Raw genomic sequence first — 18,848 nt, 5'->3', positions numbered from 1 at the left:
CCGCCATTCTGCGGACGATTCACCAGGGATCTCTCATGCCGATACAGCGTTCCGGCCGCTACTCCATCTTTGCCATCGCGCGTCAGGCCATGGGCCAGCACCAGGGATGGACCCGGGCCTGGGCCAGCCCGGAACCACGCGACCGCTACAAGGTCGTGATCGTGGGCGCGGGCGGGCACGGGCTGGCCACGGCCTATTACCTGGGCAAGAACTTCGGCATCACCGATGTCGCGGTGATCGAGAAAGGCTGGCTGGGCGGCGGCAACACCGGACGCAACACCACCATCATCCGGTCGAACTATCTGCAAGATCCTTCGGCGGCGATCTATGACAAGGCGCTGAAGCTGTATGAAAACCTGTCACAGGATCTGAACTACAACGTCATGTTCAGCCCGCGCGGCCTGATCATGCTGGCCCAGACCGAACACGAGGTCAGGGGCTACAAGCGCACGGTCTATGCCAATACCCTGCAGGGCGTCGCGACCGAATGGATCGAACCCGAACGGGTCAAGCAACTGGTGCCGATCATCAACATCGAGGGACCGCGCTATCCGGTGCTGGGCGGGCTTTACCAGGCGCGGGGCGGCACGGCGCGGCACGACGCGGTGGCCTGGGGCTATGCTCGGGCGTGCAGCGACATGGGCATGCACGTCATCCAGAACTGCGAGGTCACGGGGATCGAGACCGCGAACGGCCAGGTCCAGGCGGTCAATACAGCCCGCGGCCGCATCGCCTGCGACAAGCTGGCGCTGGTGGTCGCGGGACATTCCAGCCAGTTGGCGGAGATGGCGGGGTTCCGCCTGCCCATCGAAAGCGTGCCCCTGCAGGCCATCGTCAGCGAGCCGATCAAGCCCTGCATGGATGTGGTGGTGATGGCCAATACCGTGCACGGCTACATGAGCCAGTCCGACAAGGGCGAGATGGTGATCGGCGGCGGCACCGACAGCTATAACGCCTTTACGCAACGCGGATCGTGGCATCACATCGAGGAAACGGTGCGCGCCCTGATCGAGACCTTTCCGATGATCTCGCGGCTCAAGATGCTGCGGCAATGGGGGGGGATCGTGGACATGACCGGCGACCGCTCGCCCATCCTGTCGGCAACTCCGGTCGGGGGCATCTTCGTCAACTGCGGCTGGGGCACGGGCGGCTTCAAGGCGATTCCCGGCTCGGGCTGGGCCATGGCCGAACTGGTGGCCAATGGCCGGCCCGGGCCGCTGGCCGCAGCCTTCGGCCTGAACCGTTTCCGCGAGGGGCGTTTCGTCGACGAATCGGTTGCCGCCGGCGTGGCACACTAGCCATGCGCCAGGCCGACCCGAAAATCTCTGGAACCTGCGGGCGATCCGTCTCATTATGCGGCTGTCAAAGGGTTGACCGAAAGGACACATCATGGCCGAACCCAACAGCAACCGTCTTTACCTCATCATCGGCGCCATTGTCGTCGTGGTGGCACTGTTGTTCTTCTTCATGTCGGGCGGCGACGATCCCGCAGCCGATGCGACCGTGCCCGCCGACGCGACCACGACCGCTCCGGCAACGACGACCACGCCCGATCCCGCCGTTGACGACGCGGTCGAGGTCGAGCCTGCCGCGCCGGCAACCCCGGCACCGGCCAACTGATTCCTGTCCGGCCGGCATCGTCCGGCAGGTTTCTTTGTTCACGGAAATATCCGCAGGGGTTCGGGGGCAGTCTGCCCCCGGCCTTTCCCTCCAGACCACCCGCCCCTTTCGGGCGCGGGTGGTTTTCGCTGTTCGTTTCCCAGCCATGAGCGCGCCATGCTGACCCTGACTTGCCCCTATTGCGGCGTCCAAGCCGAAGAAACCGAGCTGGCCCCCGGTGGCGAGGCGCATCTGAAACGCATCGGTCCCGCCGGCACCGCCGAGGAATTCGAGGGCTATCTGTTTGCCCGCAAGAATATCAAGGGCGTGCATTTCGAACGCTGGCGCCATGCCTATGGCTGCGGCAAGTGGTTTCTGGCCGCACGCGACACGCAGACCATGCAGGTCTTTGGCACCTACAGGGCCCAGACGCCCCATGCCACGGACGACATCGTCGGCAATGCGCGCCAAGCCCGTCCCGAATGGGTGCCCGACTGGCCCCAGGCATCCGAGGCGGTGGTCGGATGAGCCATACGCCCCCCTTCCGCTTGTCCAAGGGCGGCCGGCTGATCGACCGCGCCTATCAGTTGGCCTTCCGCTTCGACGGCCGCCATCTGCGCGGGGTTCAGGGCGACACGCTGGCATCCGCACTGCTGGCCAACGGCCAGATGCTGATGGGCCGGTCCTTCAAGTATCACCGCCCGCGCGGCCCCCTTGCCTCGGGCGCCGAGGAGCCGAACGCCCTGTTCGGCCTGGGCCAGGCAGGCCGGTTCGAACCCAACCAGCGGGCCAGCACCACGGCGCTGGTCCCGGGCATGGTGCTGCGCAGCCAGAACTGCTGGCCGTCGCTGGACGCCGACATGGGGGCCATCAACAACTGGCTGTCGCCGCTGCTGCCGGCCGGTTTTTATTACAAGACCTTCATCCACCCGCGCCCCTTCTGGAAGCATGTGTTCGAACCCATCATCCGGCGCAGCGCGGGCCTGGGCCGGGCGCCAGTCGATCCCGATCCGGACCGCTATGAACAGGCCTATGCCTTTGCCGACACGGTGGTCGTGGGCGGCGGCATCGCCGGACTGACGGCGGCGCGCGATGCGGCGGACAAGGGTGGGCGCGTGATCGTGCTGGAACAGAACCCGGTCTGGGGCGGGCGCACGCCCACCGATCACGACGGCGGGCAGGCCGCCATCGACGCCCTGCTGGCCGACCTGCGCGGGCGCGACACCGTCACCCTGCGCCGCAACTGTATGGCCACGGGGCTTTACGACCACGGCTATCTGCTGGCGCGCGAGACGCTGGCCGACCACGACCCGAACCAGGGCATCCCGCGTCAGCGGCTGTGGCGCATCCGCGCGGGCCACGTCATCACGGCCACCGGCGCGCTGGAACGCCCGCTGTCCTTTGCCTGCAACGACGTGCCGGGGGTGATGCTGGCATCGGCGGTGCGCGACTTCATCACCGATTATGGTGTTGCGCCCGGCCAGCGGATCGTCGTCGTCACAAACAACGACGACGCCTATCGCACGGCGCTGACCGCCCAACGTGCGGGGCTGGAGGTGGTGGCCGTCATCGACGCCCGCCTGCGTCCCGCGGGCGACCTGCCGCAGGCGGTCCGGGCGGCGAACATTCCGGTAATGACCGGCAAGGCCATCGCCAAGGTCAAGGGCGGCCCCCATGTCGAGGGCGTGGCGCTCTGCGACCAGGCGGGCGATGGACGCGTGACCGGCACGCTGGATTGTGACGTCGTGGCGATGTCGGGCGGCTGGTCCCCGGTCGTCCACCTTTACAGCCATTGCGGCGGCAAGCTGATCTGGGACGAGGCCGAGGCGATGTTCCGCCCCGATCCCGACCGCCCGCCCCTGGGCGCGGACGGGCAGGGCATGGCGACTGTCGCTGGCGCGGCGAACGGCGATCTGCGCTGCGCTGGCGATTTGGAGCGGACCGAGGGTGCGCCGATGCCCGTCTGGGTGATGCCGCAGCGCGCACCATACAGGCTGCGCGCCAAGATGTGGCTGGATTTCCAGAACGACGTAAAGGTCACGGATGTCGAACTGGCCGCGCGCGAAGGCTATGCCAGCGTCGAACATGCCAAGCGGTACACCACTCTGGGCATGGCCACCGACCAGGGCAAGGTCAGCAACATCAATGGCCTGGCGATTCTGTCTGCGGCACTGGACCAACCGATCCAGGCCACCGGCACCACGACCTTCCGCCCGCCTTATTCGCCCCTGACCCTGGGCACCATCGCCGCCGAGGCCAGGGGCGACGCCTTCCAGCCGCTGCGCAAGACGCCGATGCACGACTGGCACGCCCGCAACGGCGCGGCCTTCGAACCCGTGGGCCACTGGCGGCGTCCCTACAGCTATCCCCGCGGGGGCGAGGACCGGCACGCGGCCGTCACGCGAGAGATTCTGGCGGTGCGGAACGGGGTCGGCACGCTGGACGCCTCGACCCTGGGCAAGATCGTCGTCAAGGGACCGGACGCGGGGCGGTTCCTGGACATGATGTATACCAACATGATGTCCACGCTGCCGGTCGGCAAATGCCGCTATGGCCTGATGTGCAACGAAAACGGCTTTTTGATGGACGACGGAGTCGTCGCGCGCCTGTCGGACGACACCTGGCTGTGCCACACCACCACCGGCGGGGCCGACCGGATCCATGGCCACATGGAGGACTGGCTGCAATGCGAATGGTGGGACTGGCAGGTCTATACCGCCAACCTGACCGAACAGTATGCCCAGATCGCCGTCGCCGGTCCCAGGGCGCGCGAATTGCTGCAACGCCTGCCCGGCACCATCGACCTGGGCCAGCAGGCGCTGCCCTTCATGACCTGGGCCGAGGGCGATCTGGCGGGCATTCGCGCGCGCGTCTATCGGATCAGCTTTTCGGGCGAACTTAGCTATGAAATCGCCGTCCCGGCCAATCGCGGGCTAGAGTTGTGGGAAAAGCTGCACGACCTGGGCCGCGACCTGGGGGTCACCCCCTACGGGACCGAGGCGATGCATGTGATGCGCGCCGAAAAGGGCTTTGTCATGATTGGGGATGAAACCGACGGGACGGTGATTCCGCAGGATCTGGGCCTGGACTGGGCGATCTCGAAGAAGAAGGCCGACTATATCGGCAAGCGCGCGCAGGCCCGCAGCTTCATGCGCGACGGCGGCCGCTGGCAATTGGTCGGGCTGGAGAGCCTGGATGGGCGCGTGCTGCCCGACGGCGCCTATGCGGTGGAACCGGGGGTGAACGCGAACGGCCAGCGCAAGACTCAGGGCCGGGTCACCTCCAGCTATCACTCGCCGACGCTGGAACGCCCCATCGCCATGGGCCTGGTGCGCCACGGCCCGGCGCGGATGGGGCAGGTGCTGGAATTTCCGATGCCTTCGGGCGAGGTGATGAAGGCACGGATCGTCGATCCGGTCTTTTACGACAAGGAAGGAGCGCGTGTGAATGGCTGAAGCCCTGGCTCAAATCGCCCCTGTCGAAGGCTTGGGCATGATCACCATCCGCGCCGACCTGTCGCGCGCGGCCGAGGCCATCGCCGAGGCAGCGGGTCTGTCGGTTCCCGACATGACCCGCATCGCGACCGATGGCAGCCGCGCCCTTGGCTGGATGTCGCCCGACGAACTGTTGCTGATCCTGCCGGTTGCCGAACGCGACGACGCGATCACGGTGCTGACGGACGCGTTGGCGGGCGAGCACGCACTGGTTGCGGATGTTTCTGATGCCCGCATGGTGTTCGACGTGACCGGCCCCCATGCGGACGACGTGATCGGCAAGCTGATGCCCGTCGATCTGGCCAACCTGCCGCCCGACGGGTTGCGCCGCAGCCGTGCGGCGCAGACGGCGGCGGCCCTGTGGCGCATCCCCGGTGGCTTTCGCCTGATCGGCTTTCGGTCCACCGCCGATTACCTGCGTCTGATCCTGGAAAACGCGGCCATTCCCGGCAGCCAGTTGGCTCCGCGTTGATTGTCATCTGGACCCAGATATCATGCCGAACCTTAGGGTCACCAGAACCACGGGCCTTTGCCGCAGGAACCGCCCTTGTACCCCTTGCGTTGATCTGGCGAATGCGGGACTGTGCGTCCGGCAACGGCTAAACCCCTTCAGAAAGGACAGAAAATGGCTTTCACGCTTCCCAATCTTCCCTATGCGCATGACGCGCTGGCCGAAGGCGGCATGTCCAGGGAAACGCTGGAATACCACCATGACAAGCACCACAAGGCCTATGTGGACAAGCTGAACGAACTGGTCGCCGGCACCGAGTGGGAAGGCAAGGCGCTTGAGGATATCGTCAAGGGAACCTACCAGAAAGGCGCGGTCGCGCAGAACGGCATCTTCAACAATGCCAGCCAGCACTGGAACCACGCCCAGTTCTGGGAAATGATGGCGCCCAAGCCCGTCTCCATGCCGTCGGAACTGGAAAGGGCCGTCACCGACTCGTTCGGCTCGGTGGATGAATTCAAGAAGAAATTCACCGAAGGCGGCGTCGGCCAGTTCGGATCGGGCTGGGTCTGGCTTGTCAAGACTGCGGGCGGCGGTCTGGAAGTGACCAAGACCGAAAACGGCGTGAACCCGCTGTGCCATGGCCAGACCGCGCTGCTGGGCTGCGACGTGTGGGAACACAGCTATTATATCGACTTCCGCAACGCACGGCCGAAATACCTGGAAAACTTCCTCAACAATCTGGTGAACTGGGAAAACGTCGCCTCGCGGATGTAAGCGCGGCTTTCCAATGGGCACGGCCCGGCGACCACGCCGGGCCTTTTTCGTTGCGCACGGCGGCATTGGCTTTCCGCGCCATAGCGGTATAAGACATCTCGCAAGACAGTGCGGAATACAGGCATGGCCAACCAGAACGACACTTTCATCGACGAGGTCTTTGACGATCTGCGCCGCGAACGGCTGTTCCGGCTGTTTCGCCGCTGGGGCTGGGTCGCGGGCTTGGTGGTTTTGGGCATCGTCGCGGGGGTGGTTTGGCGCGAATACACTCAGGCGCAGGCCGAGGCCCGGGCGCAGGCCTGGGGCGATGCGGTGCTGACGGCCCAGGCATCGGGCGATCCGGCGGCGATCTTGGCCGTCGATCCGCAAGGGGCCGAATCCCGGCGTATCCTGGCCGCAATGCTGGCCGCCTCGGTCTGGAGCAAGAATGGCAATGCCGAGGCAGCGGCGGATGCGCTGCGCAACGTGGCGGGCAATGACGCGGCCGGCACCGTTCTTCACGATCTGGCCGAACTGAAGCTGGTGATGATCGAGGGCGAGGCCATGGACCCTGCGCGGCGCGACGAGATTTTGTCGCGCCTGTCGCGCCCCGGCGCGCCGTTCGAACTGCTGGCTCTGGAACAGAAGGCCATCGCCCTGGTCGGAGCGAACCGGTCTGACGACGCCGTGACCCTGATCCGCCAGATCCAGGGCAAGGCCGGCCTGACCGAACCCTTGCGCCAACGCCTGTCCGAGATGATGATCGCCCTGGGCGTCGAACCCGACCCCGCCGAGACTGCGCCCGCAGGCTGATCCCGCAGGCCCTGACCAACCATGAAAGAGGCGAGGATGACCGCCACGCTGCGACTGACCCTGGCCCTGGCGGCCACCTTTGGCCTGACGGCCTGCGGCGACCGCGACACGATCCTGCCGGGGCAGCGGCTGGACCCAATGGCCGTGACCTCGCCCGACGGTCCGGCCATCGAGGGTCCTGCGCCCGTCAGTTCCACCGCGCTGCGGCTTATGACGCCGCAGGCCAATGCCGAATGGACCCATCGCGCCGGCAATGCGGCGCATCAGCCCGGCCATCCTGTCCTGGGGGCGGGCACCACGCGCGTCTGGACCGCCACCATCGGCGAAGGCAACGGCAAGCGCCACCGCATCAGCGCCGATCCGGTGGTGGGCGGAGGATTGATCTATACGCTGGACAGCCGCAGCCGCGTGACGGCGACCACCACCGGAGGTGCGACCGCCTGGACCGCCGATATCGCCCCCGCACTGGAGGGCCGCGACAGCGTGTCGGGCGGCGGCCTCGCCTACGAGGCGGGGCGGATCTATGCCACCAGCGGCTTTGGCGAACTTGTGGCGCTTGACGCAGGCTCGGGCGGCATCCTGTGGCGCCAGCGGGTCGATGCGCCGATCGGCGGCGGCCCGGCGGTGCAGAACGGCGTGGTCTATGTGCTGGCCCGCAACGACCTTGGCTGGGCCGTGCGTGCGTCCGATGGCAAGGTGCTGTGGCAGACATCGGGCACGCCCTCGACCGCGGGGGTGATGGGGGTGTCCGTTCCGGCCGTTCAGGGCAGTACCGTGGTCTTTCCTTTCGCGTCTGGGCAGTTGTTGGCGGCGGACCGGGACAGCGGGGCGACCTTGTGGACCGCGCAGATCGCGGGCACTCGGATCGGCCGCGCCATCGCCAATATCCGCGATGTGACGGGCGATCCGGTGATCGCGGGCGGCATGGTTTATGGCGGCACCTCATCGGGACGCATCAATGCCGTGGAACTGGACAGCGGGCTTGAGGCGTGGTCGGCGCGCGACGGGGCCAACAGTCCGGTCGTGGTGGCGGGCGGGTCGGTCTTTGCCGTCAACGACCAGGCCGAGCTGATCCGGCTGGATGCCGCGACGGGCGGGGTCATCTGGCGCGTGGCTCTGCCCTATTACACCACCGAACGCGTCCGCAGGCAGGATCGCATCCACGCCCATTTCGGCCCGGTGCTGGCCGGGGGACGGCTGTTCGTCGTTTCAACCGATGGCCTGATGCGGGTGTTCGATCCCAATTCCGGCAGCCTGGTCGGGCAGGCCGCAATCCCCGGCGGGGCCGCAGCCGCCCCCGCCGTCGCGGGCCAGACGATCTATGTCGTCTCGCGCAGCGGTCAGTTGCACGCCTTCCGATGAGCTTTACCCTCGCCATCGTGGGTCGGCCCAATGTCGGCAAATCGACCTTGTTCAACCGTCTTGTCGGCAAGAAGCTGGCCTTGGTCGATGACCAGCCGGGCGTGACCCGCGACCTGCGCGAAGGTGCGGCGCGGCTGGGCGACCTGCGGTTTGTCGTGATCGACAGCGCCGGTCTGGAAATGGCCGATGACGACAGTCTGCAAGGCCGGATGCGCCGCCTGACCGAACGCGCCGTGGACGAGGCCGATGTCTGCCTGTTCGTCATCGACGCCCGTGTGGGCGTCACGGCGGCGGACGAATATTTCGCGGACATCCTGCGCAAGCGTGCGAAACATGTGATCGTCGCCGCCAACAAGGCCGAGGGTCGGGCGGGCGAATCCGGCGCGATGGAGGCCTGGGGCCTGGGTCTGGGCGAGCCGCTGCGAATCTCGGCCGAACATGGCGAAGGGATGGACGATCTTTACCGCGCCCTGGTGCCCCTGTCCGACCGGATCGAGGCCGAGCGGCCTTCCCCTATCGCCGCCGAAACCGATGTGGATCTGTCCGACGAGGATGCCGAAACCGGCGCAGGGGCCGAGGACTGGCGCCCGTCTGCCGCCCGCCCGCTGCAACTGGCGGTGATCGGACGCCCGAACGCAGGCAAGTCCACGCTGATCAACAAGATCATCGGCGAGGATCGCCTGCTGACCGGACCCGAGGCCGGGATCACCCGCGATTCGATCAGCGTCAGCACGGAATTCATGGGCACGCCCATGCGCATCTTCGACACCGCCGGGATGCGCAAGCGCGCCAAGGTCACGGACAAGGTCGAAAAGCTGTCGGTCGCCGACGGATTGCGTGCGGTCCGGTTTGCCGAGGTGGTGGTCGTGCTGCTGGACGTGGCGATCCCGTTCGAGCAGCAGGATCTGCGCATCGCCGATTTTGCGGAAACCGAGGGCCGGGCAGTCGTCGTAGCCGCCAACAAATGGGATCTCGAGGACGACAAGCCCCACAAGCTGAACGACCTTCGCGCCAATTTCGAAAAGCTGCTGCCGCAACTGAAAGGCGCGCCGCTGGTGACCGTTTCGGCCCGCACGGGCAAGGGGCTGGACCGGTTGCACGCCGCGATCCTCAAGGCACACGAGGTCTGGAACCGCCGCATTTCCACGGCGCGGCTGAACCAATGGCTTGGGGCGATGACCGAAAGCCATCCGCCCCCCGCCCCGGGCGGCCGCCGCATCCGCCTGCGCTACATGACGCAGGTCAAGACCCGGCCGCCTGCCTTCATCGTCAAAGCGACCCATACGGACAAGCTTCCCGACAGCTATCAGCGGTATCTGGTCAATGGGCTGCGGACCGATTTCGATCTGCCCGGCACGCCGATCCGGCTGTTCTTCCGCGACCAGGGGGGCGACAATCCCTTCAAGGAAAAGGCCAAGAAAATCAATCAGTCGGGCGCGCTGTCCAAACACAGGAACCGGCAGAAACCCAAGGACGCCTGAGGCACGGCGCGCAGCGCCACGGTCAGGTTGCCGCCCGCACCAGCACGACGCCCATGCCCGAGATGCCGATGATCGCGGCCAGCGCCACGCCGGGGCTGGTTCCCATGGTGGTGACGGCCACCGCGCAAAAGGCCCAGATCGTTGCCACGGCAAAGGTGATCGACCGGCCCAGCCATTCCTGCGCGAACATGCCGATCAGGGCGCTTGGCAGGATCGCCACGATCGCGGTCTGCGACGTGCTCAGTCCGATGGGCTCGGTCGCCAGCGTGGCCAGCGTGGCGGTGCCGAGGGTCAGGCTCCACCCCGCCATGAAGCCGGGACCGGGGCGGCGCTGGCCGCGCGCCCTGACGGCGGCTGTCAGGCTGGCCGCCAGCATCAGCATCGCCCCGATCATGGCCGCGGTTGTGCTGATCCCCACCAGCCAGGGCCAGATCGCCGCCGTCAGCAAGGCCAGGCTGAGAGGCGGCCAAACCCTGTTCTGATCGGACGGATCCAGATACTGCCCTACCGCGTCGGCCAGCAGCAGCAGCCACAGAACGACCAGCAGCAGCCACATCACCGCGTTCTGCGGCTGGATATAAAGCTGGGGCAGGGTCGCCATCGGCAGATCGGCCAAAGGCCCCATCATCCCGTCGGGCAGGGTTTCAAAAGTAAGGGGCGGCACGACTGGCATCGGCGGTCGGCCCAGCGTCGCCAGCACGGCGCTGCTGGCGACGAATGCCGTTGCCGAGGCAAGATAAATCTTTTCGGACATGCGCGCCATGCCGGGCCAACGCGATCGCAGCCATACCAGTTTCGGCCCCCAAGGGCACAATCGCCGATTCACACATTTGTGGTCAGTCCAGCCTGCCGTCCGCCATCAGGCAGGTCGCGCCCCCCAGATAGGAATGCAGGACCGCCGGAAGAAGGACCGAACCGTCGGCCTGCTGGCCGTTTTCCAGCACCGCGATCAGCGTCCGCCCCACGGCAAGGCCCGACCCGTTCAGGGTATGGACGAATTCCGGCTTGCCGGTCTTGTCGGACCGATAGCGCGCGTTCATTCGCCGCGCCTGGAAATCGCCGCAATAGCTGACGCTGCTGATTTCCCGATACTTGTTCTGGCCGGGCAGCCAGACTTCGATATCATGGGTGATCCGTGCCCCAAATCCCATGTCGCCGGCACACAGGACGACCGTGCGATAGGGCAGGTCCAGGGCCTCCAGCACGGCCTCGGCGCAGCGCGTCATGCGGGCGTGTTCGGCAAGGCCCGTTTCGGCGTCGGTGATCGACACCATCTCGACCTTTTCGAACTGGTGCTGGCGCAGCATTCCCGTGGTGTCGCGGCCCGCGCTGCCGGCCTCGGACCGGAAACACTGGGAATGGGCGACCATCCGGCGGGGCAGGCTGGCGTGATCGACCAGCTCGCCGTGGACCGTATTGGTCAGCGTCACTTCGGACGTGGGGATCAGCCAGTACCCCTCGCGGGTCAGATAGCTGTCCTCGCCGAATTTCGGCAATTGCCCGGTGCCGACCATCATCTCTTCCAGCACCAGGACCGGGGTCCAGGTTTCCTGAAGATCGTGCCGGGTGACATGCAGATCCAGCATGAACTGCGCCAGCGCACGATGGATGCGGGCCACTCCGCCCTTCAGCACCACGAAACGGCTGCCGGACAGCTTCGCGGCGGTTTCGAAGTCCATGCCGGGGCGGACGCCCGCGATCTCGAAGTGCTCGACAGGATCGAAATCGAAGATGGGCGGGCTGCCGTTGCGGCGCAGCTCGACATTGTCGTTTTCGTCGCGACCGTCCGGCACGCTGTCCAGCGGCAGGTTCGGAATCTCCATCAGCATGTCGCGCAAACGGCCGTCCAGAAGTGAGGCTTCGGCCTGCAGTCTGGCGATGTCGGATTTCTTTTCGGCCACCAGAACGCGCAGGCGGTCGAATTCGGCATGGTCGCCGCGCGCCTTGGCGGCGCCGACCTCCTTGCTGGCGCGGTTCTGGTCGGCCTGCGCGGTTTCCGCCGCGACGATCCGGGCCCGGCGGTCGGCGTCCAGCGACAGGATGCGGTCCGACAGGGGCGGCAGCCCGCGCCGCGACAGGGCGGCATCGAAGGCTGCGGGGTTTTCCCGGATGGCACGGATGTCATGCATGATCGTCACCGTCGTCTGAAGGCCTGCAGGGCGTTGCCTAGCCGATGCAGGGCCCATGCGAAAGCCCGCCATCGCAGTTTGCCCGCTACCTGCGGCTTGCCTGCGCCAGCATTCCGCTCAGGGCCGCATGGAACTGCGGCGCCGTCATGTAACCCTCGAGCCGTCCGATCTCGACACCGTTGTCCAGAAGGATGAAGGTCGGGGTGACAAAGGGTCGTCTGGCCAGAACAAGACCGTCCGGATAGGGGCCATAAATATCGACCCGCATCAAAGGGGCGGCCCGCCCCGCATCCGATGCGCCATAGCCCGGAGCAACGCTCCGGTCCCACGCCAGGCAATAGATGCAGCCCTTCTTTTCCACCATCAGCAGGCGCAGGCCCGGCTCTGCCGCGGCGGGCAGAACGGCGGCCATCACCAACAGGGCGACGATCAGGGCTTTCATTCCGGCATTATCGGCCCGCCCGCCACCGGCCGCAAGACCGGATGCGGCGCCCGATTTTGCGGCCCATGCCTGCCGCGAATCGGCTAGGGTGTGCGCAGGCCAGGGGGAATGCGACATGCTGGACATGCCCGATCATGACACGCTTTATGCGGCGCTGCTGGCGCGCGATCCCGCATGGGAGGATCGCGCCCTGGTGGGCGTCACCACCACCGGCATCTTCTGCCGGCTGACCTGCCCGGCGCGCAAGCCGCTGGCCCGGAATTGCCGCTGGTTCGCCCGGCCCGAAGATGCCCTGGCGGCCGGTTTCCGTCCCTGTCGCCGATGTCATCCCCATGGCAGCGTGGCCGAGGCGGCGCCCTGGGTCGGCGATCTGCTGGACCGGCTGGCCAAACGGCCGCATCATCGCTGGACCGAAGGCGATCTGTCGGCGATGGGACTGGACCCGTCCACCGTACGGCGCACCTTCCGGCGGATTCACGGGCAAAGCTTTCTGGCCATGGCGCGGACGGTGCGTCTGCGCGGCGGCATGGTCAGCCTGAAGCAGGGGGCACCGGTGATCGAGGCGCAGATGGAGGCAGGGTTCGAGTCGGCTTCGGGGTTTCGGGCGGCCTTTGTCCGGCTGTTCGGCCATCCGCCGCAGCGGATGCGGGAGGGGTCGGGTCTGCTGGCCGACTGGATCGACACACCGCTGGGCGGCATGATCGCCATTGCTGACGACCGGGCGCTGCACCTGCTGGAATTCGTGGACCGCAAGGCGCTGCCGCAGGGGTTGCGGCGCCTGTCGGTCCATGTGGGCGGCCGGATCGGCCTGGGCCGCACGGCGATGCACGACCGGATCGGCGACTGGCTGGCGGCGTTCTTTGCTGGACGGATACCCTTGCCCGATGTGCCCGTGACGTTTCATGGAACCCCCTTTCAGCAGCAGGTCTGGCAGGCCCTGCAAGGGATTCCCCCCGGCCAGACCCGCAGCTATGCCCAGCTTGCGGCGGCCATCGGGCGGCCAACGGCGATGCGCGCGGTGGCCCGCGCCAATGCCACCAACCGCATCGCGCTGATCGTGCCCTGCCACCGGGTGATCGGCGCCGACGGGACGCTGACGGGATATGCGGGCGGGCTGTGGCGCAAGGAAAGGCTGATCGCGATCGAACGTGGATATGCCTGATTCGGGTTGACGGGCGGAACCGCTTGCATTACGGACGCGCAAACGGAATTCCGGGCGCTGCCTCGCGGCGCCCTTTCACATTGGGATGGACCTGCCGGTCCTCCCGCATAGCTGAGACGAAGGAACAACACCATGTCGCGCGTCTGCGAACTGACCGGCAAAGGCCCGATGACCGGCAACAATGTCAGCCACGCCAACAACAAGACTCGTCGCCGGTTCCTGCCGAACCTGAACGATGTCACGCTGCTGTCGGAAAAGCTGAACCGCGGCTATTCGCTGCGCATCTCGGCCGCCGCGCTGCGGTCGGTCGATCATCGCGGCGGACTGGACGCCTTTCTGGCCAAGGCCAAGGACGGCGAGTTGTCGGATCGCGCCCTGAAGATCAAGCGCGAGATCGCCAAGGCCGACGTGCAGGCCTGATCCGACCTTCGCTAGTGGCAATGCGCCCCGTCGTTCCTGCGGCGGGGCTTTTGCATGGCGATGCCCTACCGACAGGATTTGGGACGGTCTGCGCCCCCATGCGCAGGCCGCTTTACGTTATCCTGTGTCTTGTCCTGACCGCATCGCCCTGGGCACCGCGCGGGGAACGACTGCGGTTCCCGGCGGTTCGAGGCCGTGGTCGACAACGACCGCGCCCCCGACGCTGGATCGGCCCTTCGCGGGCACCGGTGCCGGACCCGTGGCAGGGCCGCAGGTCACTGCACCCGTCGCAACCGCAAGGCGTTGCCCACCACAAAGACCGACGACAGCGCCATGGCCCCCGCCGCCAGCATGGGTGACAGTTGCGGACCGCCGAAGGGCACCAGAACGCCCATCGCGATCGGGATCAGCGCCGTGTTATAGGCGAAGGCCCAGAACAGGTTCTGCCGGATGTTGCGCATCACCGCCCGCGACAGGCGGATCGCGCGGGTCACCCCCGACAGATCGCCCGACATCAGCACCAGGTCAGCCGATTCGATGGCGATGCTGGTGCCCGTGCCGATGGCAATGCCGGTCTGCGCCGCCGCAAGCGCGGGGGCGTCGTTGATGCCATCGCCCACAAAGACCGATCCCGCACCCATGCCGTCGATCACCGCCAGCTTGTCGCCGGGCATCAGCCCCCCCTTTACCCGGTCGATCCCCAGGCGCGCCCCGACTGCCTGCGCCGTGGCGGGAATGTCGCCTGACAGCATGGTGGTTTGCAGGCCCATCCGATGCAGCGCGGCAATGGTGGCCTTTGCCTCATTGCGGACCGGATCGGCCAGGGACAGGCTTGCCACATGGCGTCCGTCCACCGCCAGATGGACCGGGGTCGCGCCCTGGGACGCCGCCGCCTCGGCGGCCTGTCGCAAGCCGGGATGAAGGTCGATCCCGGCCTCGGCCAGGGCCTGAGGGTTGCCGATCAGCAATGACCGGCCCTCGACCGTGGCCGACAGCCCGCGCCCCACGGCGGCCTGCACATGGGTTGCCGGCGGCAGGTCAAGGCCTTGTGCCCGCGCGCCCGCCACGATGGCCGCGCCAAGGGGGTGTTCCGACCGCGCCTCGGCCGCGGCGGCAAGGCGCAGGGCCTCGGCTTCGGCGATGCCGTCCACATGGATGGCGGCCAGTTCGGGGCGCCCACGCGTCAGGGTGCCGGTCTTGTCAAAGGCGATGCTCCGGGCGTCGGACAGGCGTTGCAGCGCCTCGCCCCGCCGAAACAGGACGCCCAGTTGCGCCCCCCGTCCGGTGCCGACCATGATCGACACCGGCACGGCCAGCCCCATGGCGCAGGGACAGGCGATGATCAGCACGGCCACCCCCGCCACGACGGCATGGGCCAGATCGGGGCCAAAGGCCAGCCACAGCAGGAATGTCAGCGCCGCAAGCCCGATCACCACGGGCACGAAGACGCGGGTGATGCGGTCCACCAGATCCTGCACCGGCAGGCGGGCGTTCTGGGCCCCCTCGACCATGCGGACGATGCGCGACAGGGTGGTGTCGGCCCCCGTCGCCGTGACGCGATAGGTCAGGGCGGCGGTGCCGTTCACGGTGCCGCCCGTGACCGCGTCGCCTGCGGCCTTTTCGGCGGGCACCGGTTCGCCCGTCAGCATGGATTCGTCGACATGACCCCGCCCCTCGGTCACGACGCCATCCACCGCGACACGTTCGCCCGGCGCCAGCAGAACCAGATCTTCGGGATGCAGGTCAGCGACGGCCACCTGCACGGGCTGGCCGTTGCGCAAGAGCGTGGCCCGGTCTGGCGCCAGTTCGATCAGCGCGCGGATCGCGGCGCCTGCCTGACCCTTGGCCCGCGCCTCGAGCCAGCGGCCCATCAGGATCAGCGTGACGATGACCGCCGCGGCCTCGAAATACACGAAACGCGAGGCGGGCGGGATCAGCCCGGGGGCCAGGACCACAACTGCAGAATACAGGAACGCCGCCCCCGAACCCAGCGCGACAAGGCTGTTCATCTCGGGTCCACCGCGCAGCAGGGCGGGGATGCCGGCGGCAAAGAACCGCCGCCCCGGCCCGGCCAGAACAAGCGCGGTCAGCAGCATCTGCATCCACAGCAGCGGCGCCGTCCCGACCAGACCACGCAGCCAGTGATGAAAGCCGGGCACCAGATGGGCGCCCATCTCGGCCACGAAAACCGGCAGGGTCAAGGCAAGGGCGATGAGGAAGGACCGCTTCAGGGCGGCGGCCTCGTCGTCGCGGGCCACCGGGGCGGTGCCTGCCGGAACGGCGGCAGGATAGCCCAGGGCCGTCACGACCGCGGCCAGATCGTCGGGCGACAGGCTGGGGGCATGGCGCACAAGGGCCGTTCCGGCGATCAGGTTCACCTGTGCCTCGGCAACATCCGGGCGGGCCTTCAAAACCCGCTCGATCCGGCCGGAACAGGACGCGCAGCTCATGCCTTCGATGGCAAGCTGAGTTGTCGTCAGGTCGGGCGGATAGCCCGCCTTGGTCAGGGCGGCGTCGATCTGGGTCAGGGGCGTGCCGTCGCTGTGCAGGGTGGCACGCTTGGTGATCGGATTCACCGCGATGTCCGACAGGCCGGGCAGGCCGGACAATGCCCTTTCCACACGGCCCGCGCAGGCGGCGCAGCTTATGCCGGGAAGGGGAAGTTCAAGGGAGATAGCAGTCATGATGGTTTCCTGAAATCGTGCCAAGGCTACGGGACGGGTTCAGGAAACAAGGCGGCGCCTGGGGGCGCCGGGGGGCCTGACGGGGAAAGCGGATCGCACCCATGGCCCGTGGGTCGATGCGCAGGTCGCCGCAGGGGCGGGCGGCGATGGGACGGGCCACGGCCGGCCGGGCATCCTGATGACAACGGCAGGCGCGGTCGCCCCGGCCCCGGCACAGATGCGCGGCTCGTCGCAGGGGACGGCGCGGTTCGTGACAGCAAGGATGCAGGACAGGGACCATAGGGTCTAGATGTGTTGCTTCTCCTCTCGGGTCAAGTGACGGTCTTCATCCGCAACAGGGTCGTGAGTTGCAATTCAGGGCCGTCCCTTGTTATGGCGGTGCAAAGCAGCAGACCAAGGATTGACAGGATCGCCATGAATCGCCGTGAAATGATGTCGCTGGCCGTGCCGCTGATGGCCGCCGCCTGTTTCGCCCCCTCGCTGGTGCTTGCGCAAGAGGCAGGGCGCGATCCCTATGCCCCGACCGAGGTGTCCATCCGCGAGGATTTCGAGGTGGGCAGCATCGTCGTCGTCAGCAAGGATTTCTTCCTGTATCACGTCGTGGCACCGGGTCGCGCGGTTCGTTACGGAGTGGCCGTGGGCACCGACGAACTGGTGTGGAGGGGCCGTGCCACCGTGGGCCGCAAGGTCGAATGGCCGTCCTGGACGCCCACGCCCGACATGATCAAGCGCAATCCCGGCCAATATGCGAAATGGTCCAACGGGATGCCCGGCGGGCCGCAGAACCCGTTGGGCGCACGGGCGCTGTATCTCTATAACGACAAGGGCCAGGACACCGCGATCCGCATCCACGGCACCACCGAGCCGAATTCGATCGGGCGTGCCGTGTCGAACGGCTGCCTGCGGATGCGCAACGAGGCGGTGATGGCCCTGTTCGATCAAGTTCCGATCGGAACGCCCGTCTACGTCTACTGACTTGGCGCTGACGCTGAGCGGCGTCGCGGACCCCGCCCTGGCGGGGTTCGACGAGATCATCGACGTGCGGTCCCCGTCCGAATATGCCGAAGATCACCTGCCCGGCGCGATCAACCTGCCGGTGCTGGACGATGCCGAACGGGCCCGCGTCGGGACCATCTACAAGCAGGTTTCCCCATTTGATGCGCGCAAGATCGGCGGCGCCCTGGTTGCGGCCAACGCCGCGCGCCACATCGCCGGACCGCTGGCGGACCGGGATGGCGGCTGGCGGGGGCTGATCTATTGCTGGCGCGGCGGGCAGCGGTCGGGCAGCTTTACGACCATCCTGTCGCAGATCGGCTGGCGGGTGGACCGGATCGATGGCGGCTACAAGGCGTGGCGCGCGCTTGTGGTGGACCGGATACAGAACCGGCCCGTGCCCGCCCCGGTGATCGTGCTGGACGGCAATACCGGCAGCGCCAAGACCGCGATCCTGTCCCGGCTGGCCGCGCGCGGCTGGCAGGTGATCGACCTTGAAGGGCTGGCCAACCACCGTGGCAGCCTGTTCGGCGGCCGCCCCGACGGCCAGCCCGGCCAGAAGCTGTTCGAGGGGCGGCTGGCGATCGCCCTGGAAGCCTTGGATCCTGACCGTCCTGTCGTGATAGAGGCCGAAAGCAGCCGCATCGGCGCGCTGATGCTGCCCAAGGCGGTGTGGCGGGCGATCGGCGCCGCGCCCCGGCTGCGGCTGGAGGTGCCGGTCGCGGCGCGGGCGGCCTATACCGCCGCGACCTATGGCGACATGGTGGACGATCCCGCGCGGGTCGCAGCCATTGTCGCAGCCCTGGCGCCGATGCATCCGGCGGACCGTATCGCGGATTGGCAGGCCCTGTTGGCGGCGCGCGACTGGCGGGCGCTTTCCCAGGGGCTTTTGCAGGATCATTACGATCCGCGCTATCTGAAGCACCGGCTGCGCTATGCCGGGCGTGAGCAGGCTGTCGTGGCCTTGGATGACCTGCGCGACCTGGACGCGGCGGCGGCACGGGTCGAGGCGGCTTTGGCGCGCTTGACCGGAAACCTTCGGCCGGTGGTGGGGGCATGAGCCTC

The 18,848-nt window shown here is 67.3% G+C and carries 17 protein-coding genes; 13 read left to right on the top strand and 4 right to left on the bottom strand.

The window, feature by feature from the left end:
* The first annotated feature begins 35 nt into the window (after positions 1–35).
* The 9 genes from EYE42_RS10415 (at position 36) to der (ending at position 9,953) form a co-directional block, all read left to right on the top strand.
* Positions 36–1,298: a sarcosine oxidase subunit beta family protein gene (locus tag EYE42_RS10415; protein WP_130991266.1), complete on the top strand. Its 1,263-nt coding sequence runs from the start codon at positions 36–38 to the stop codon at positions 1,296–1,298.
* 91 nt (positions 1,299–1,389) lie between these two features.
* Positions 1,390–1,620, top strand: a complete 231-nt coding sequence (locus EYE42_RS10410; protein WP_130991265.1) for a flagellar basal body-associated FliL family protein — start codon at positions 1,390–1,392, stop codon at positions 1,618–1,620.
* Between the two features lie 156 nt (positions 1,621–1,776).
* Positions 1,777–2,127 carry a sarcosine oxidase subunit delta gene (locus EYE42_RS10405; protein ID WP_130991264.1) on the top strand — a complete coding sequence of 117 codons (351 nt, stop codon included), beginning with the start codon at positions 1,777–1,779 and terminating at the stop codon, positions 2,125–2,127.
* Positions 2,124–5,054, top strand: coding sequence for a sarcosine oxidase subunit alpha family protein (locus EYE42_RS10400; protein WP_130991263.1), 2,931 nt, complete (start codon positions 2,124–2,126; stop codon positions 5,052–5,054). The genes EYE42_RS10405 and EYE42_RS10400 overlap by 4 nt, the downstream gene beginning before the upstream one ends.
* Complete coding sequence (locus EYE42_RS10395) at positions 5,047–5,565, top strand: sarcosine oxidase subunit gamma (protein ID WP_130991262.1); 519 nt, start codon at positions 5,047–5,049, stop codon at positions 5,563–5,565. The genes EYE42_RS10400 and EYE42_RS10395 overlap by 8 nt, the downstream gene beginning before the upstream one ends.
* Positions 5,566–5,718: 153 nt before the next feature.
* Positions 5,719–6,318, top strand: coding sequence for a superoxide dismutase (locus tag EYE42_RS10390; RefSeq protein WP_130991261.1), 600 nt, complete (start codon positions 5,719–5,721; stop codon positions 6,316–6,318).
* 123 nt (positions 6,319–6,441) lie between these two features.
* Positions 6,442–7,110 carry a tetratricopeptide repeat protein gene (locus tag EYE42_RS10385; RefSeq protein WP_130991260.1) on the top strand — a complete coding sequence of 223 codons (669 nt, stop codon included), beginning with the start codon at positions 6,442–6,444 and terminating at the stop codon, positions 7,108–7,110.
* 36 nt (positions 7,111–7,146) lie between these two features.
* Entirely contained in the window at positions 7,147–8,472 is a 1,326-nt protein-coding gene (locus tag EYE42_RS10380) for a PQQ-like beta-propeller repeat protein (protein ID WP_130991259.1), read from the top strand.
* On the top strand, positions 8,469–9,953 hold the full coding sequence (gene der / locus EYE42_RS10375; RefSeq protein ID WP_130991258.1) for a ribosome biogenesis GTPase Der: 1,485 nt from the start codon (positions 8,469–8,471) through the stop codon (positions 9,951–9,953). The genes EYE42_RS10380 and der overlap by 4 nt, the downstream gene beginning before the upstream one ends.
* A 22-nt stretch (positions 9,954–9,975) precedes the next feature.
* Here der and EYE42_RS10370 read toward each other — a convergent pair whose 3' ends face one another.
* From EYE42_RS10370 to EYE42_RS10360, 3 genes are all read right to left on the bottom strand, one after another.
* Positions 9,976–10,707 carry a hypothetical protein gene (locus tag EYE42_RS10370; protein ID WP_130991257.1) on the bottom strand — a complete coding sequence of 244 codons (732 nt, stop codon included), beginning with the start codon at positions 10,705–10,707 and terminating at the stop codon, positions 9,976–9,978.
* Between the two features lie 82 nt (positions 10,708–10,789).
* The gene (gene serS, locus EYE42_RS10365) at positions 10,790–12,082 is read right to left on the bottom strand and encodes a serine--tRNA ligase (RefSeq protein WP_130991256.1); all 1,293 of its coding nucleotides are present in this window, start codon (positions 12,080–12,082) and stop codon (positions 10,790–10,792) included.
* 85 nt (positions 12,083–12,167) lie between these two features.
* Entirely contained in the window at positions 12,168–12,524 is a 357-nt protein-coding gene (locus EYE42_RS10360) for a thioredoxin domain-containing protein (protein ID WP_246020724.1), read from the bottom strand.
* Between the two features lie 115 nt (positions 12,525–12,639).
* On the opposite strand from EYE42_RS10360, the gene EYE42_RS10355 reads away from it, so the two are divergent.
* Together EYE42_RS10355 and rpmB are read left to right on the top strand one after the other, a co-directional pair.
* Entirely contained in the window at positions 12,640–13,686 is a 1,047-nt protein-coding gene (locus EYE42_RS10355; protein ID WP_130991255.1) for a bifunctional transcriptional activator/DNA repair enzyme AdaA, read from the top strand.
* Between the two features lie 132 nt (positions 13,687–13,818).
* On the top strand, positions 13,819–14,106 hold the full coding sequence (gene rpmB, locus EYE42_RS10350; protein ID WP_130991254.1) for a 50S ribosomal protein L28: 288 nt from the start codon (positions 13,819–13,821) through the stop codon (positions 14,104–14,106).
* Between the two features lie 275 nt (positions 14,107–14,381).
* Here rpmB and EYE42_RS10345 read toward each other — a convergent pair whose 3' ends face one another.
* The gene (locus tag EYE42_RS10345; protein ID WP_130991253.1) at positions 14,382–16,790 is read right to left on the bottom strand and encodes a heavy metal translocating P-type ATPase; all 2,409 of its coding nucleotides are present in this window, start codon (positions 16,788–16,790) and stop codon (positions 14,382–14,384) included.
* Between the two features lie 414 nt (positions 16,791–17,204).
* Between EYE42_RS10345 and EYE42_RS10340 the strand changes: the two genes are divergently transcribed.
* Positions 17,205–17,765: a L,D-transpeptidase gene (locus EYE42_RS10340; protein ID WP_130991252.1), complete on the top strand. Its 561-nt coding sequence runs from the start codon at positions 17,205–17,207 to the stop codon at positions 17,763–17,765.
* 1 nt (position 17,766) lies between these two features.
* The gene (gene mnmH, locus EYE42_RS10335) at positions 17,767–18,843 is read left to right on the top strand and encodes a tRNA 2-selenouridine(34) synthase MnmH (protein ID WP_130991251.1); all 1,077 of its coding nucleotides are present in this window, start codon (positions 17,767–17,769) and stop codon (positions 18,841–18,843) included.
* Positions 18,844–18,848 lie beyond the last annotated feature (5 nt).

This window comes from Paracoccus subflavus, assembly GCF_004310345.1.
Taxonomy (GTDB): Bacteria; Pseudomonadota; Alphaproteobacteria; order Rhodobacterales; family Rhodobacteraceae; genus Paracoccus; species Paracoccus subflavus.
The sequence above is the reverse complement of the archived record's forward strand: the minus strand, read 5'-3'. Positions and strand labels throughout refer to the sequence as shown.

What these genes read in the sequence shown, in the direction of transcription:
- EYE42_RS10415 (WP_130991266.1), top strand. Translation starts at nt 36, where the DNA reads ATGCCGATACAGCGTTCCGGCCGCTACTCCATCTTTGCCATCGCGCGT.
- EYE42_RS10410 (WP_130991265.1), top strand. Translation starts at nt 1,390, where the DNA reads ATGGCCGAACCCAACAGCAACCGTCTTTACCTCATCATCGGCGCCATT.
- EYE42_RS10405 (WP_130991264.1), top strand. Translation starts at nt 1,777, where the DNA reads ATGCTGACCCTGACTTGCCCCTATTGCGGCGTCCAAGCCGAAGAAACC.
- EYE42_RS10400 (WP_130991263.1), top strand. Translation starts at nt 2,124, where the DNA reads ATGAGCCATACGCCCCCCTTCCGCTTGTCCAAGGGCGGCCGGCTGATC.
- EYE42_RS10395 (WP_130991262.1), top strand. Translation starts at nt 5,047, where the DNA reads ATGGCTGAAGCCCTGGCTCAAATCGCCCCTGTCGAAGGCTTGGGCATG.
- EYE42_RS10390 (WP_130991261.1), top strand. Translation starts at nt 5,719, where the DNA reads ATGGCTTTCACGCTTCCCAATCTTCCCTATGCGCATGACGCGCTGGCC.
- EYE42_RS10385 (WP_130991260.1), top strand. Translation starts at nt 6,442, where the DNA reads ATGGCCAACCAGAACGACACTTTCATCGACGAGGTCTTTGACGATCTG.
- EYE42_RS10380 (WP_130991259.1), top strand. Translation starts at nt 7,147, where the DNA reads ATGACCGCCACGCTGCGACTGACCCTGGCCCTGGCGGCCACCTTTGGC.
- der (WP_130991258.1), top strand. Translation starts at nt 8,469, where the DNA reads ATGAGCTTTACCCTCGCCATCGTGGGTCGGCCCAATGTCGGCAAATCG.
- EYE42_RS10370 (WP_130991257.1), bottom strand. Translation starts at nt 10,707, where the DNA reads ATGTCCGAAAAGATTTATCTTGCCTCGGCAACGGCATTCGTCGCCAGC.
- serS (WP_130991256.1), bottom strand. Translation starts at nt 12,082, where the DNA reads ATGCATGACATCCGTGCCATCCGGGAAAACCCCGCAGCCTTCGATGCC.
- EYE42_RS10360 (WP_246020724.1), bottom strand. Translation starts at nt 12,524, where the DNA reads ATGAAAGCCCTGATCGTCGCCCTGTTGGTGATGGCCGCCGTTCTGCCC.
- EYE42_RS10355 (WP_130991255.1), top strand. Translation starts at nt 12,640, where the DNA reads ATGCTGGACATGCCCGATCATGACACGCTTTATGCGGCGCTGCTGGCG.
- rpmB (WP_130991254.1), top strand. Translation starts at nt 13,819, where the DNA reads ATGTCGCGCGTCTGCGAACTGACCGGCAAAGGCCCGATGACCGGCAAC.
- EYE42_RS10345 (WP_130991253.1), bottom strand. Translation starts at nt 16,790, where the DNA reads ATGACTGCTATCTCCCTTGAACTTCCCCTTCCCGGCATAAGCTGCGCC.
- EYE42_RS10340 (WP_130991252.1), top strand. Translation starts at nt 17,205, where the DNA reads ATGAATCGCCGTGAAATGATGTCGCTGGCCGTGCCGCTGATGGCCGCC.